Source organism: Clostridioides sp. ZZV14-6150, assembly GCF_020657875.1.
In the GTDB taxonomy this organism is placed as follows: Bacteria; Bacillota; Clostridia; order Peptostreptococcales; family Peptostreptococcaceae; genus Clostridioides.
On record NZ_JAGWDA010000008.1, the window covers coordinates 130,130 to 146,066 of the forward strand.

The following is a 15,937-nucleotide window of genomic DNA, read 5'->3' on the forward strand; positions in this document are numbered from 1 at the left end:
ATAACTTTCTTACTAATTTGAAGCAGCTTCAGTAGATGCTTCATTTAAAAATTCTTCTATTTTTTTACCATCTTGTAATTCTTTTATCTTTTTATTTAATAATTCTATAAATTCTTTATTATTATCAGCTTTTTTGATTGCTGCTGCCATACCTTCTGTTACATCTTTACCAACTTCAGTGTTTGCCATTTTTATTCCATCATATTTCTTAACATTGATTAAAGAAACTGCTTCATTAACAACAACTGCATCTATGTTTCCATTTTTTAATTCTGTAATTAAGTCAGGTACTGCTTTTAAAGATTTTGTAGTTGTCATTTTTAGAGTATTAACTACATATTCTTCTTGAATACTTCCTGCCTGTACTCCTACTCTAAGTTTTTTCAAATCGTCTTCAGTTTTTACTTTGTCTATATCTGCATCTTTCACTATAACTGCATTTCTACTTAAATAATATAATTCTGAGAAATCAACACTCTTTTCTCTTTCTGGTGTTGGAGACATACCTGCAAGAACGATATCAACTTGGTCTGCATTTAAAGCACCTATTAATCCATCAAATGACATATCTTTAATTTCAACCTTTACACCAAGTTCCTTTGCAAATTCTTCAGCCAACATTACATCGAATCCTTTTATTGAATCTTTACCATCTACTACTTTATGAAATTCAAATGGTGGGAATTCTGCACTAGTACCTACAACCAATTTTCCACTTTCTTTTATTTGCTCTAATTTTGTTTTTTCTTCTCCACCACTACATCCTACTAGTGATAATGTTAATCCTAATACTAATCCTAAACTTAATAATTTTTTAAATACTTTCATTTTAACTACCCCTCTCTTTTAATTATAATTTTCCCTCAAATTTTTAATACTTTAATGTTTCGAGTTACAAAAAAAGTCCCTCAGTCTTTAATGACTAAGAGACGACTTTACCGCGTTACCACTCTTATTGATAAATACTTATACAACCTTCAAAATTTGTGAATTTTAGCTTTTATAGCTACAGGGATATTTTAATTTTAAAATCAAAAAAGTCCCTTAGCTTTACAGCTAAGAGACGAATTATATCCGCGTTACCACTCTTTTTGATAAGTAAGTACTTATCCTCTCAATCCCTTAAGGCGGGCAAACCAATTATCATACTAACTAAAACTTCTGATAATTTCCTCCAGAGCTCTCTTCACATAGACTTCATTGCTAGGCTTACACCAACCCCTAACTCGCTGTAAATCCGTATATGCTACTTTCTCTATCACTGGATTTGTTTCCTTAAATTGTTAATACAATTGTACTTCCTTCTAATATTTTTGTCAATAAGTTTTTTATTTTTTTAATAATTTTATTTTCTAAAATTTAGATATTGTCTTACATGCTTATTGATATTATCCATATATTTATAAATAATATCTTTCTGTTTATTTCCATTGCTTAAATACTTATAAATAATATTTTTCTGCTTCATTTCCATTGCTTAAATACTTATAAATGATATATCTTATCCTTACTAAATTTTATATACTAAGTTAAATAGTATGGATTATATTCTTCAATAAACACGTTTTCAAATCTAAAGTTCGCTCTCTATCTTTAAACTTTATCGTAAACATGATTCCATCTTTTTTGATTATTTCGCCTTCGTGAAATTTTTTATGGTATACTTTATCACCAACACCAATACTATCAATTTCTTTTTTAGTTGGAGATTTTATATCATCGATAAACAGTGATTTATCAACTTTTTTACCATATTTATTTAAAGTAGAACTTATACATAATTTTTCTTCAGCTCTTGTAATAGCTACATACATAAGTCTTCTTTCTTCTTCTAATTGTTCCTCTTTTTTTTCTTCCTTACAAATATCATATGATTTTTCATGAGGTATTGTTCCTTCATTTGCACCTATAATATAGACATTCCTAAATTCTAATCCTTTTGCACTATGCATAGTTGTAAATATAACACCATCAGTCTGTTTATTCTTGTTATTTTCCATTAACTCTGTCTTTACTCTCTCAATATGTTCTAAAAACTCTGTCACTGTGTTAAAATTTGTAGCAGAACTCTCAAGCTCATTTAATATCTCTACAAGCCCATTAGTCTTTATCTTTCTATTGCTACAGTAATCCAGAACATATCTATCATAATCAAGACTAGTTCTAATATAAGATATTGCGTTTTTAGGATTTAAAGTATTCAAATAACTCAAGTCTATCTCCAAATCTGTTATTGTTTTGACTTGTTTGGGATGAAGGTTACATTTGTTTATTAGTGCTGTTACAAAATCTTTTTCATCTTTAACCATATTTACACTATCTTTAGATATATATCTAAATGGCTTATTTATAATTCTTAACCAATCTTTATTTGATTTTGGATTAATACCTATTCTTAAATATGCTAGTATATCCTGACTTGCCCAGTGGTCATATATTGTAATTACTGAGTCTTTTACTACAAATGGAATTCTCATATCCATAAATACATCTACTAAGGCTCTTGATTGTATATTAGTTCTATAAATTACTGCAAAATCTGAATACTCTACATAATCCTTTTTTATTTCGTCAATTATTTCCTTGGCAATATGTAAAGCTTCTTCCTCTGAATCATATGGAGAAATATAACTCACAATACCTCCCTTGCCTTGACTACATTTAATAACTTTTTCATATCTATTTCTATTTTTTTCTATAAGCCTGTTTGCAGTATTTACTATTTCACTTTTAGACCTATAATTTACATCCAGCACTATTTTTTTAGTATTATTAAAATATTTTTCAAATTCAAGCAAAAAATCTGGTCTAGCTCCTCTAAAACCATATATACTTTGGTCCTCATCTCCAACCGCAAATATATTGTTTAATGGATTACAAATTAACTTTAAAACCTCAAATTGCACTTTATTTATATCTTGGAATTCATCTATCAATATATATTTATATACATTTCTAACCATTTCTAAGGCTGATTTATTATTCAAAAGCAAATAATAAGTCTTTATAAGCATATCATCAAAATCAATCTTATTAACTTTTGATTTTTGCTCTTCATATAAATTATATACTTTTAAAAACTCATCTTTTGTCAACACTTCTGAACTAAATTCATTCTTATCCATAAGTTCATTTTTTACATAAGATATTTCATTTATAACTTGTCCTATATTTTCATCATCATCTGCATTTTCTATATTTAGACTTTTTAATATTGCCTTTATTGTTATCCTCTTTGACTTTTCATCAAATATGCTATCTAAATTGTATCTTTCAAAATACCTCAAAATCTTGAAAAATACAGAATGAAAAGTACCATATGTTACTTTATTGAGTCTTATATCATCACTTAAACTCAATGCTCTATTTTTCATTTCTACTGAGGATGCTTTGGTAAAACTTATTGCCAATATTCTTGCTGGTGCTATATTTTTGTTTACTACCATATTAGCTATTCTATATGTAATTACCCTAGTCTTACCTGAACCAGGCCCTGCAAGTATCATGCAAGGCCCATCTATATGTTCAACTGCTTCTAGTTGATTTTCATTTAACTGTCTTATATCTATATTTGTTGTGATTATTACATCCACCACCTTAATTTATAATCATCTTATTTTCTTTTTTAATTATAAACTAAAAGTATCCTTAAAATACATTTAATTTTTCTTCTATTAAACTATATCATCTCTATTTTCATAACATATCTTGAGTTCCTGTTTAATTTTATCACTTATATCTTGAGGAACAAATTCTGGTTTACCAACGTAATATCCTTGAATATAATCTATTCCAATGGCTACTAATGCCTCCATTTCACTTTTGGTTTCTACACCTTCTGCTATAACTTTAATGTTTCTTTCTTTAGAATATGAAATAAGATTTTTTAGTATTTTTTTCCTGTCTTCATCTTTGTCAATACCTCTTACAATAGACATATCAATCTTCACATAATTTGGCATTATATACAATAATACAGCATCACCATTGTAACCTGTTCCAAAATCATCTAAAGCGATTTCTATATTCCAATTATTTATATATACTTTCTTTTTATCAATAAAATCTTCACTAATCTTATCATTCTCTGTTATTTCTAACACTACCCTATTTAGATAATTACCATATAAATCTTCTATATCTTCAAAATCAACTTTTGATAAATTATTATTTGGTATAGAGTTTAAGAATAATTTACACACTCCAAATTTTTCCCTATATCTCTTAAAAGATTTAAGTGCTTTGAACCATGTGATACGTTCGATTTGATATAATTTAGACTGTGAACGAGCTAATCTAATAACATCCATTGGAGAACTAAAAGTTTCCATTTTTGGTCTCATAAGTGCTTCATATGCAAATACTTCACCTTTACAATCCACAATAGGCTGAAATGCATATTCAACCAATTGACCATCAATTAATTTATTTAACTCTTCTCTATTATGCAACAAGAATGAATCTTTATTATATATATTAATATCAAATTCACTTACTTCGCCTTTAATTGTATTTTTAATTTGATACATAGCAAAATCTGCATATTTCATTAGTTCATCATAGTTAGTTGAATCGCTAGGATACCAAGAAATTCCTGCTGATGCTCTTATTTTAAATTCTGTTCCATCATGAAGCTTTAATAAGGTATTATTCATCTGTGTCTTAACAGAGTTAATAATAGTTCTTATACTATCTTTACTTTCATACCCATATATGAATACATAAAACTCATCCCCTGAAAGTCTAGAAACTATGCCATTCCATGATATAAACTTTTTAAGTATATCTGCTGCACATCTAATATATTCATCACCAGCATCATGGCCATAGGTGTCATTAATATATTTTAAATTATCTAAATCCCACATTATAAATGCAGCTATTTTAAGCTCTTCTTTGTTTTCAAATTTTTCTCGTACTTGTGAATAAAAAGCTCTCCTGTTTAGAAGATTTGTTAAAATATCAAAATCTCTTTCATACTCAATTTTCATTTTCTCAATAAACTCTTTTGTAACATCAACAACAACACCTAATATCTTTAAATCGTCTTCAACAAGATTTAATCTTATCCACTTAGACTTTTTATCTTTAGACTCAAATTTATATATGTATATATTTTCTGTCTTATAATTTTTCTGTAAATATGTATCCATTTCCTTCATTTTTTTTAAAAATTTACTTTTCGATATATATCCATATTCTTGAAATTCATCTTCCGTAGCAAATATACTAAAAAATCCTTTTGTGCAAAAAACATTATCTCCATTTTTATATAATTCAAAAGCTCCAATTGGCATATCTGCCATTTCAATAATTTGTGATAATTTTGATGAGGAATCTGCAACATTTGCACTAAGTAGCTCTATAGCTGAAGATAATTCATCTATTTCAGATATGTTTATTTTATCAAGATTTACTGGTTTTGATGGATTACTATTTCTAACTTTATTAACCAAAAGAACAATTGGTTTTGTAAACAATCTTGAAGCAATATAAATACCTATAAGCCCTATCACTAAGGAAACTGCAACAGACACTATTACCAAGGTTTCCACTCTTTTTGAAAAACACAATAAACTTTTTTCTTCAATAATTCCCAAAAGAGCCCAACGCTCATTTTCAAATGGAGTATTGGAATTGTATAAATCTAAATATTGTACACTAGCATAAGTACTTTCTTTAATTTTACCATCATCTTCATTTTTGACTTTATATACATTTTTATAAGATTCTTTTTGCTCAAGGTTGGAATGTAAACCATCCCAAAATTTTTCTTTAAATGTATACCCATTTGAAACAACATTTTCAAATGCCAAATCATCATTTCTATCTACACCTAAAATATAATTACCTTTTTTATTCTCATTTATCTCCCCATATGGAAGTAACTCTCTTAAATAATTTATACCTAAATCTATTCCAAGTACTCCATATACAGTTCCATCTTCATAAATAAGAGGAACTGAATATGTTATAACTCTATCTCCTGCACTTGTTAATAAGAACTGACTTCCCCAATATCCTAAATTAGAACTTGATGTATTTGGATTATCAATTGCAGCTCTAAATGGTTTATAAAAGAAATTATCTCCTTTTCGCTCATTTTCACTTTTAAAGGAAAACTTTGGAGCCCAATAACTATCCATAGATATTCCAAAATTTCTTGCTATCTCTGAAGAGCCTCTTTCAATTAGTAAATCAGAATTATCATTGGGATTAAATTTAGGGTCTAAATCTCTTATATACAATCCTGTCCTACTTATTTCATCTTTACTATTTATTGAATCATCTTCAATATCTTTGTTATTTAAAATTATGAAAGAACCTGTAACAGAATTTTTTCTCAAAAGATATATTAAATCTTTTGATATATTTTTTATAATTTCTTTATTAATTTCTTCGTTGATACCCACATCTTTAATTGAGGCATTATTTTCATCTAAAACCTTTTTTACAGATGAGTTAATAGCTAGTTCTGTCTCGCTTGTCTTTGACCATCTTTGTAACATCTCATTTTGTATATAATTTTTACGATTAATTACTCTTTCATTTAAAATGTCAAATGAATTGTCATTTAGTTTTTTAATAGTTCCTCCCCATAAAATTGTGGCACAAAATAAACTTGTTTGAATTAGCATAACAATAATTAGAGGAAATATCATCTTTTTCATTATTGAGTTATTGTTTTTTAGATTATTTTCCATATTTATTCCACCCATACCTTTGTGCATTTTGGTACACGTTGCCAATTCACCTACTCTTTTACAGCATTTTCAAGCTCAGTCTTAAAATTCAAAAACCATTCTGAAAAATTTTCATCATTATTAAATTGTGCTACTGCATTCTCTTTAGAGGTTCCATTTTTTATTAATTCATTTATTTTCTTTAAATCTTCTTTGGCCTTATCAATCATTGAATACTCAAGGATTTGTCTAGCTTTTGTCCCACCATCAAATGCTTTATTAGTGTACAACTTACAACTATTAATTTGTTCAATAGATGAAACAATTGAACTTTCAACTTTACTTGATACCTTTAAATCATCTTTATTCATGACATCCTTTATAACATTCAAATCATTGGTTTTTTTCTTTACTGGTAAGTATCCAGAAGCAATAGAGAATTTTATATTAGACTCTTTATCTGTAAACCATTTTAAAAATTCTACTGATGCATATTCTTCTTCTTTAGTAGATTTTGTTACAGCCATTCCTGCCCCTTGTTGTACAGCATATTTTTCTTTATCTTTAAAACGTGGAGCTTGAAATACAGACGTCTCAATTTTATAACTCTCATTATCATTTAACATTACTTCATCTGGAAAATATGATGCTCCTGAGCTAGACCCAACAAGAGCTAGTATATCTCCTGTTTTTGCATCATCAGAACGGAATTTACCATAAGATGCAAAATATCCATTTATATATGGGACATAAAAATTATCCCATAATTTTTTCATAACCTTTTCATCAAGATTTAGTGTAACTTTTCCATCTTTCACTGAAAAAATTTCTACTCCTAACTGCTTACTTCCTATAATAATATAATTTGCTAGAGCATCTCTTCCAAAAAATGCTTTACCATCATTAGGCTCTTTTGTTAAACTATCTGTCCATTCATAGTATTTCTTTGATGTCTCTACTAATCCTTCAATTGTTTGTATATCATTTATATTTGAATTTGTTGCTTTGGCAAACTTATCCCAATCTGTCTTGTTTAACATCAAAATCTCAGTAGACTTTGCAATCGGAAAAAGCTTAAATTTGTTATCAGAATTTAGTCTACCCTCATCTACATATTCTTCTATATACTCATTTAATTCATCTTTACTTATGTACTTGCCAATATCTACTAATAGTTCTAATTTATCCATTTCATATGCAGTATCTGAGTATGCTGCAAAAACATTTGGGACCTCTTCAGAACCAACCTTTTTATTAGCAGAATCTAACACCTTTTCAGATAAATCAACTACATTTCCCTGACTAAACGCTTCAACAATAATTCCTTTTTCAGCACCTACAGTGTCATTAAATTCCTTAACTAGCTTATCAAACGCCATTTTTTGCTGTCCATTATAATAATGCCAAATTTCTATTGATGTCGGATTTTCTGGATCTAGTTTATAGCTCTCTTCCTTTTTCAAATCACACCCTGTAAGTAATAAAACAATCATTGATGTGATAATTAATTTTACAAATCCACTCCTATTCATAAAATCGACTCCTTCAAATGTATAAGATTTATTATAGCATTAAAACCGTAACTTAATTACTTATATTAATTATAAAATATTTACTGATATATTTAAATAGGACTAACAGTATATTTAAAAGCAACTAGAAAACAAATGATTACAAATATTGAAAATATACCTTTAGCATAATTCTTCTCTCTAAATGCACCAAATGATACCAAACCTTGTTGAATAGCCACTGTAATTACTAAAAGTGTCATTATTATATTAAGCTGAACTAACTTAAACAGATAAAGTAAAGAAAATATTACTAAAAGAACACATAATACAATACTAGATTTATTAATAATAGCAGTAATCTTGTCTTCTTTTTTATGTTGTTTATTAGATTCTTTTAACTTCTCTTTATTTAAAGTTTCAACCTTTTTATTATACCTTGCCCTTGTTTTATCTTTATATTTTGTATTTTTATTCTTATTACCCATTTATTTACTCACCTTTGATATCAATTTTAAAATTGAGTCCTTTCATAATTTAAATATTATATATTTAAGATACCATATATTCTCACAAAAAGGTAACTTACTAACCATCTATTTTTAATTTTCGCATAAAAAAGCTATCCCTTATTAGAAATAATTCTGTATTGAGATAGCTTATTTAACTATTTATTTTCTCCAACATTTTCTACATCATCAAACTTACTATCAACCAAGACTATATCAACTCTTCTGTTTTTTGATCTGCCATCTGGAGATGAATTATCAGCTATTGGTCTGAATTCACCATATCCTACAGCAGACAACTTATTTGGTGCAATACCTGAACTATCAATAAGAAGTTGGACAACATTGGTTGCTCTCATGACTGATAAATCCCAATTAGATTTAAATTCAGAATTTTTTATAGATAGGTTATCTGTATGACCTTCTACTCTTATATAACTATTCATTTCATTTAACATCTTACCTATTTGAATAATCTTATCTCTAGAATCATTTATTATAACAGCTTTTCCCGTATCAAATAAGATAGTATCTTTAAGACTTATTACTAGTCCTCTATCTTGAGCTTTTAATGATACCGAATTTGCCAATCCACTTTCATTTAAATAATTTTGAATATTTTCAGCAACTTCTTTAAACTCAGGATTTTGTAAACTATCTAGATTATTATTGTTTGGATCAACTACTGGTTCTATTTTACTTTGTCCACCTTCAATAACTCCAGAAGAACCACCAAATGCAGAACTTAAAGATTGAGATAATTGTTTATATTTCTCTGCATCGACATTACTCATAGAATACATTATGACAAAGAAAATCATAAGTAATGTTATGAGGTCGGAATAAGTTAAAAGCCATCGCTCATTATTTTCTTCTTTTTCGTCTTCATCATGTAACATAAATATTCCATCCTTTTATATTATTCAACTCTACCATCAGCTTCTCCAAGTTCAATTAATTCTTTTGAATTTAAAAATATCTTTAATTTTTCTGTCATTAAATTAGAATTATCGCCCTCAAGTATAGATAGTATCGCTTCTATTACTAAAAGTCTTTCATTAGTTTCTTGTTGATTTATAGCTTTAAGCTTTGATGCTATTGGTAACCAAATTAAATTGGCGGAACCAACACCATATAAAGTAGCTAAAAACGCTACAGATATCTGAGGTCCAAGTGCATCTGGATTACTCGAAAGGTTTCCTAAAATATGTACTAATCCCATAACTGTACCTATGATTCCCAGTGTAGGTGCATACCCTCCTGCTGAATCGAATATTGCTATTCCTTCTTTATGTCTTTTTGATGTTATCTGTATCTGAGATTCTAATATATTTCTTATTGTAGCTGCATCAACGCCGTCTACCATAAGTTCAAGACCTTTTCTAATAAATGGGTCCAATTCATCATTTTCGCTTATTTCTTTATCAATACTAAGAAGACCTTCTTTTCTGGCTTTGATTGCAATTTCTTTAAAATAAACTATATTTTCTATATTGTTAGGCTTTTTATTTTTAAAGGCTAACAACATTATCTTTATGGATTTTTTGAACACAGGAAATGGTGTTGAAGCACCAACAGCTCCTATAGTTCCACCAAAAACAACAAGTGCCGATGAGAATACAAATAATGCTCCAATGTGTCCCCCATCAATAACGAAAGCAACCACTAAAGATGCTATTCCCACTATAAAGAAAATTAAAGTTGTCATATATTCCCTCCTTTCTTTAATCATGTCTGCTAGGTTGTTTTTATTAATAGACATTACAAAAAAGACTACCTTCAACAAGAATAGCCTTTGATAATTGGCGGAGAAGGAGGGATTCGAACCCTCGCACCGGTTACCCAGCCTAATCCCTTAGCAGGGGATCCTCTTGAGCCACTTGAGTACTTCTCCGTATTTCTATGCAATTAAATTATATAATAAAATTATATTTTAGTCAATTAATTTATGAAATTTAAGGTATTTTAAGTCATTAAATATCTATTTTCACTTTTTTACTTAAATGTAAGTTTGAAATATGGTAAAATTATCTTGCATAACGCTTATAATATTATTTACTAAATATACACACATTAACATATAGACATAAATCCTTAATTCATCATAAGTTATGCTTAAAACTAAAATAATATTAATCCAAGGAGGATTTTCCATGTTACCACAGGAAAGATATGAGAAAATTTTAAGTATTCTCGAATCAGATAATATAATTAAAATAAATGACATAGTCCAAATGTTTGATATATCAATAGAAACAGCTCGAAGAGACTTAGCACATATGGAAAGTATTGGACTTTTAAAAAGAGTTTATGGTGGTGCTATACCAGTTATAGCAAGTAGCGTAGAACTTAACTATGTTAAAAGAAAAAAGATAAATTCAAATGATAAAAAACAAATTGCTCTTAAATGTAGTGAACTTATAAACACAAATGACACTATTTTCATGGATACTGGAACTACTGTCCTTGAAGTTGCAAAAAATTTAAAAGACAAAAAAAACTTAACTGTAATAACTAACTCAATTTTGGTTGCAAATGAACTTATGAATACTAATATAAAAGTATATGTACTTGGTGGATATCTTAGAGAAACTGAAGGTTCTTTTTCTGGACCACTTACATTAGCAGCAATTGAACAATTTAATGTTGATAAGGCAATTTTAGGTGCTGGAGGTATTACACTTGAAAATGGTATTTCTGACTATCATTTAGAAGAATCACTTGTTCGAAAAAAAATGATTGAAAGGTCTAGAAAGTCAATAGTAGTTGTTGAGCCACCTAAGTTTGGAATAAATTCATTTGCTTCAGTTGCTCCTATAGAACATATAGATACTATTATTACATCTGCTAGTATAGACCACGATATAATTATAGAATTTTCTCAAAAAGGAATACCTTTAGTCATCGCTGATAATTAGTTTGTATTATTGATTTTTAATTCCTTATAAAATATCATTGATTAAAGTTAAGGAGCCAAATAATTATTTATTTAGCTCCATTTGTACCTAAACTATACTATGCCTTTGCTATGTCACTATATCTTTTTTCATTTTACTACTTTGCTCTTCTTCTGCTGTTAAATCTTTTGTCATTACCATAGCAAGTGCAATCGCCAATACCCCACCAACTAGCTTTCCAATTACAACAGGTGTAATCATCTCTGGAACTACTCCTGCTGTAAATCCTAGGTGATCACCTAGTGCTGCTGTTGCACAGACTAACCATGCAGTATTTACTACTTTTCCTTTTGGGCTCATGTCTTTCATCATTTTATACACTGGAATACTATTAGCTAAAGTGAAAACTAATCCTGCTGCACTTGTTGCATCCATACCTAATTTTCCACCTACTGCTGTAAGTGGTTTATTTAAAACTTTAACTAATAAATGTAGTATAGGAAAAGTACCCAACAATACTATTGCAATACTTCCAATTACTTGAATACCTTCTCTTATAGGTGTCATTCCTTTTATAAGTACTATACCTGTTATTTCTTGAAATGCTGCTGCACCTAATCCTATCGTTATCAATATAGATATAATTTTTCCAAAAACTAAAGACCCCTTTATCATAAGTGTTGAATTTACTTTCAAACCTATTGCTAATAATACTGCTAATATTATTACTGGCACCATATTTATAATCACCATTGATAAATTAAATCCTGCTATCACTCCTCCTACAATCCCTCCAAAAGGTATTGTTATTAACCCTATTAATAACCCTTTTGCAAAAAATGGTCTGTCTTCATATTCTATAAGACCTAATCCTACTGGGATTGAAAATACAAGTGTACATCCAAGCATTGACGATACAACTAATCCTGCAAGCATCCCTGCTTCTTTATTGTGTGCAAGTTCCATCGCTAATGGATACCCTCCCATATCATTTGCTAATATAGTTGCAAACATAGATGGGTCTGCTCCACATAAATTGAATATCGGTATTATTACAGGGCCTAATACATTTGAGATAACTGGAGCTAGACATACTATACCAACCATCCCTAAAGCTAGTGGACCCATTGAATTAAAGCCTTCTTCAAATTGTTCACCAAGCCCAAATTTATTTCCAATTATCCTATCTAATGCTCCTAAAAGCACCCCTACAGCCATTATATATAATATAACTTTATCAAAGGGCATATTTAATTCCTCCTATACATGTAAATACTATGTTGTACTTTAATTAGCACACATCTTTCTGGTATCGTTTTCCCAATTCATAGCTCTTTTTACTGCTTGATTCCATCCAAGCAAAATTTCTTCTCTTTTTTGTTTGGTCATATTTGGAGTGTATTTTTTGCTTATTGTAAACTCATTTCTAATTTCATCAATGCTATTCCAAACACCACAGGAAAGACCTGCCATATATCCTACTCCAAGCACTGTTGTCTCAGGATTTTCTGCAATTTCAATTGGTATATCTAATATATCGGATTGAAACTGCATTGTAAAATTGTTTTTTGTAATTCCGCCATCCACCCTTAGCATTTTTATATCTTTTCCTGAAGCTAAATTCATAGAGTCAACAACATCTTTAACCTGAAGTGCAACAGATTCAAGAGTAGCTCTTACTATATGTTCTTTTTTAGTACTTCCTGTTATACCAACCATTGTACCTCTTGCATATTGGTCCCAATAAGGCGCTGCAATCCCTGCAAATGCTGGAACAAAATATACACCACCAGTACTTGGTATTGAGTTAGCCATATCATCAGTTTCTGAGTAATTTTTTATAACTCCAATTCCATCTCTAAGCCACTGTATTGCAGCACCTGCTATATATACTCCACCATCATAAGCATATGTAATTTTGTTTCCTATTTTCCAGGCAACAGTTGTTAATATACCATTCCCCGCTATATTCAGCTCTTCACCTATATTCATATATAAGAAACATCCTGTTCCATAAGTATTTTTAACCATACCTGGCTCAAAGCATCCATTTCCAAATAGAGCTGCTGGCTGGTCAACCATTGAAGCAGTAATTTTTATTGATACACCACAAAATGCCTCTTTATCTGTGGTCCCAAAATCACCACTTGTAGGCATTATATCTGCTAAAATACTTCTAGGAACTCCTATAATATCAAGTAATTCTCTATCCCAATCCATATCTCTTATATTAAAAAGCATGGTTCTTGCTGCTGTAGAAACATCAGTTAAAAAAAACTTTCCTCCTGTCATTTTCCAAATTAACCAGCTATCTAATGTTCCTGCAAGGACTTCTCCACTTTTGATTTTTTCTTTTACACCTTTTACATTATCTATTATCCACTTAATTTTTGTCCCTGAAAAATAAGGGTCTATGATTAGTCCTGTTTTATCTATTATCTTATTTTCCAATCCTGGTATGTTCTTTAAATTTTCAACATAATCATAGGTTCTTCTGCACTGCCATACTATTGCATTGTATAGTGGCATACCTGTATTTTTATCCCATAGCATTACTGTTTCACCTTGATTATCTATACCGATTCCCTTTATATCACTTTCGTCTATTCCACTTTTAAAAGCTTGTTGTAGTACATTATTACTTACAGTTTTTGTGTTATTCCAAATTTCTATAGGGTCATGTTCGACGTATCCAGATTGTGGGTAGATTTGAGTATGTTCCATATAATCACTAAAAACAAACTCTGATTTTTCATTTATTAATACTGCTCTTGTTCCTGTTGTTCCTTGATCAATTGCTAATACATATTTCACTTTAAACGTCCCCCTTTATTTTCAGAATTAATAGACTTTTTATTATTTTTCGAATATAAAATCTATTTAACTTATTTATATTCTATATCATTTTGGGGATTTATACAATATTTATTACAATATTTTTTGTATTTTTTACTTTTTTTGATTATTAAAGTATTTTAATTAAAACATTGTTGCAATATCATTAATTATATTCTATAATCTAGTTAAATTAACACATAAACTTTTAATATCCACACATAAACAGTCATTCTAAAATTTAAATTAAACTTTAAGGGGGATTTGCAATGAAAAAAACATATCTATTTAGTCCTGGGCCAGTAATGGTTACAGATAGGGTTAGAAATTCACTTCTTCACTATGATATATGTCATAGGGGAAATGAATTCATGAATTTATTTAAAGATACACAGCAAAAAATCAGTAAATTATATAATGCAACTTATGATTATTATTCTCTAGTTGTATCTGGCTCTGGAACATCTGTAAATGAATGTGTATTATCTTCTATATTTGACAAAGAAGATGCTGCTTTATTAGTTAGTAATGGTGTATTTGGAGAAAGGCTAGAAGAAATATTATCTGCTTATAGTGTTAAAACCTACAAGCCAGACTTTAAATGGGCTGAATATCCAGACTTAGATATTTTAGAAAAGTACTTACTTGAAAATCCTGACATAAAAGTAATTGCTATGGTATTTCATGAGACTAGTTCAGGAATGATAAATCCTGTGCCTGAATTAGGAAAACTTGCAAAAAAATATAACAAAATATTTTTTGTTGATGCAATAAGTGCATCTGCTGGTGAATACATTGATGTTGATGAGTTTAATATAGATATAATAACAGGTGTTGGTGGTAAAGCCCTTGGAGCATTTCCAGGCTCTGCATACCTTTGTGCTAAAGAAAGCGTTTTACAAAATATTAAAGAAAGTCAATGTAAAAATGTGTATCTTAGCCTTTACAAACATTATAAGCTTGCAAAATTATCTTCTCAAACACCAAATACACCTAATGTCACTTTAATATTTGCCCTTAATGAAGCTTTAACTGAATTTTTAGAAGATGACAGTAAGATAGAAAGATATAAAGAATGTTCTGCTATTTTAAGAAATGGTATGGAAGAACTAGGTCTAACATTTTTACTTCCAGATAAGTATATGTCTAATACTGTTACGTCTGTATTTCTTCCTAAAGAAATCGATATAAATAGATTTATATTAGAACTAGAAGAAGAAAATGGTTATGTGGTATATCCAGGAAAAGGTAAATTTCTAGATGATAATATGTTCCAAGTTGCAAATATGGGAGAAATTTATCCAGACGATTGTTATAAATTCCTTGATATTTTAAAATCAAAACTAGAAATTAAAAAGGCCATATAAATATCTAAAGACCAGAAATAAAAAAACTATGTAAATATCTAAAGTTAAACTAGATTATAGCCTGTAAATAACAACTATCTATAAATAGTCACTCTATATAAACATATTCAAAAATATACTTGAACATTAAATATA

At 29.0% G+C, this 15,937-nt stretch carries 11 protein-coding genes, 1 tRNA gene and 1 other annotated feature; of the genes, 2 read left to right on the plus strand and 10 right to left on the minus strand.

Features of this window, described 5'->3' with window-relative positions; genetic code table 11:
- Positions 1–12: 12 nt before the first annotated feature.
- From KGF41_RS11185 to KGF41_RS11220, 8 genes are all read right to left on the minus strand, one after another.
- The gene (locus tag KGF41_RS11185; RefSeq protein WP_227829495.1) at positions 13–828 is read right to left on the minus strand and encodes a transporter substrate-binding domain-containing protein; all 816 of its coding nucleotides are present in this window, start codon (positions 826–828) and stop codon (positions 13–15) included.
- Between the two features lie 228 nt (positions 829–1,056).
- Positions 1,057–1,271 (minus strand) — a binding site (T-box leader).
- A gap of 258 nt (positions 1,272–1,529) precedes the next feature.
- Positions 1,530–3,596 (minus strand): ATP-dependent helicase, encoded by a 2,067-nt coding sequence (locus KGF41_RS11190; protein ID WP_227829494.1) that lies wholly within the window; start codon positions 3,594–3,596, stop codon positions 1,530–1,532.
- A gap of 78 nt (positions 3,597–3,674) precedes the next feature.
- The gene (locus tag KGF41_RS11195; protein ID WP_227856664.1) at positions 3,675–6,704 is read right to left on the minus strand and encodes an EAL domain-containing protein; all 3,030 of its coding nucleotides are present in this window, start codon (positions 6,702–6,704) and stop codon (positions 3,675–3,677) included.
- 50 nt (positions 6,705–6,754) lie between these two features.
- Positions 6,755–8,215, minus strand: a complete 1,461-nt coding sequence (locus KGF41_RS11200) for an extracellular solute-binding protein (RefSeq protein WP_227856665.1) — start codon at positions 8,213–8,215, stop codon at positions 6,755–6,757.
- Between the two features lie 92 nt (positions 8,216–8,307).
- Positions 8,308–8,682: a hypothetical protein gene (locus KGF41_RS11205; RefSeq protein ID WP_227829491.1), complete on the minus strand. Its 375-nt coding sequence runs from the start codon at positions 8,680–8,682 to the stop codon at positions 8,308–8,310.
- Between the two features lie 179 nt (positions 8,683–8,861).
- Positions 8,862–9,602 carry a flagellar motor protein MotB gene (locus KGF41_RS11210; RefSeq protein ID WP_227842783.1) on the minus strand — a complete coding sequence of 247 codons (741 nt, stop codon included), beginning with the start codon at positions 9,600–9,602 and terminating at the stop codon, positions 8,862–8,864.
- Between the two features lie 20 nt (positions 9,603–9,622).
- Positions 9,623–10,411: a flagellar motor protein gene (locus KGF41_RS11215; RefSeq protein ID WP_227829489.1), complete on the minus strand. Its 789-nt coding sequence runs from the start codon at positions 10,409–10,411 to the stop codon at positions 9,623–9,625.
- A 95-nt stretch (positions 10,412–10,506) separates the two neighbouring features.
- Positions 10,507–10,597: transfer RNA gene (locus KGF41_RS11220), tRNA-Ser, on the minus strand.
- A gap of 259 nt (positions 10,598–10,856) precedes the next feature.
- Here KGF41_RS11220 and KGF41_RS11225 point away from each other — a divergent pair.
- Positions 10,857–11,621 (plus strand): DeoR/GlpR family DNA-binding transcription regulator, encoded by a 765-nt coding sequence (locus KGF41_RS11225; RefSeq protein ID WP_227829488.1) that lies wholly within the window; start codon positions 10,857–10,859, stop codon positions 11,619–11,621.
- Positions 11,622–11,729: 108 nt separating this feature from the next.
- Here the strand turns inward: KGF41_RS11225 and KGF41_RS11230 are convergent, their stop codons facing one another.
- Both KGF41_RS11230 and glpK read right to left on the minus strand, forming a co-directional pair.
- Positions 11,730–12,848 carry an ethanolamine utilization protein EutH gene (locus KGF41_RS11230; protein WP_227829487.1) on the minus strand — a complete coding sequence of 373 codons (1,119 nt, stop codon included), beginning with the start codon at positions 12,846–12,848 and terminating at the stop codon, positions 11,730–11,732.
- 39 nt (positions 12,849–12,887) lie between these two features.
- A complete protein-coding gene (gene glpK, locus KGF41_RS11235) occupies positions 12,888–14,414 on the minus strand; it encodes a glycerol kinase GlpK (protein WP_227829486.1) in 1,527 nt (508 codons plus the stop codon).
- Between the two features lie 290 nt (positions 14,415–14,704).
- On the opposite strand from glpK, the gene KGF41_RS11240 reads away from it, so the two are divergent.
- The gene (locus KGF41_RS11240; protein WP_227829485.1) at positions 14,705–15,802 is read left to right on the plus strand and encodes a pyridoxal-phosphate-dependent aminotransferase family protein; all 1,098 of its coding nucleotides are present in this window, start codon (positions 14,705–14,707) and stop codon (positions 15,800–15,802) included.
- Positions 15,803–15,937 lie beyond the last annotated feature (135 nt).

Excerpts from the sequence above, each read along its gene's own strand:
- KGF41_RS11185 (WP_227829495.1), bottom strand. The coding sequence starts at position 828 with ATGAAAGTATTTAAAAAATTATTAAGTTTAGGATTAGTATTAGGATTA.
- KGF41_RS11195 (WP_227856664.1), bottom strand. The coding sequence starts at position 6,704 with ATGGAAAATAATCTAAAAAACAATAACTCAATAATGAAAAAGATGATA.
- KGF41_RS11200 (WP_227856665.1), bottom strand. The coding sequence starts at position 8,215 with ATGAATAGGAGTGGATTTGTAAAATTAATTATCACATCAATGATTGTT.
- KGF41_RS11205 (WP_227829491.1), bottom strand. The coding sequence starts at position 8,682 with ATGGGTAATAAGAATAAAAATACAAAATATAAAGATAAAACAAGGGCA.
- KGF41_RS11210 (WP_227842783.1), bottom strand. The coding sequence starts at position 9,602 with ATGTTACATGATGAAGACGAAAAAGAAGAAAATAATGAGCGATGGCTT.
- KGF41_RS11215 (WP_227829489.1), bottom strand. The coding sequence starts at position 10,411 with ATGACAACTTTAATTTTCTTTATAGTGGGAATAGCATCTTTAGTGGTT.
- KGF41_RS11225 (WP_227829488.1), top strand. The coding sequence starts at position 10,857 with ATGTTACCACAGGAAAGATATGAGAAAATTTTAAGTATTCTCGAATCA.
- KGF41_RS11230 (WP_227829487.1), bottom strand. The coding sequence starts at position 12,848 with ATGCCCTTTGATAAAGTTATATTATATATAATGGCTGTAGGGGTGCTT.
- KGF41_RS11240 (WP_227829485.1), top strand. The coding sequence starts at position 14,705 with ATGAAAAAAACATATCTATTTAGTCCTGGGCCAGTAATGGTTACAGAT.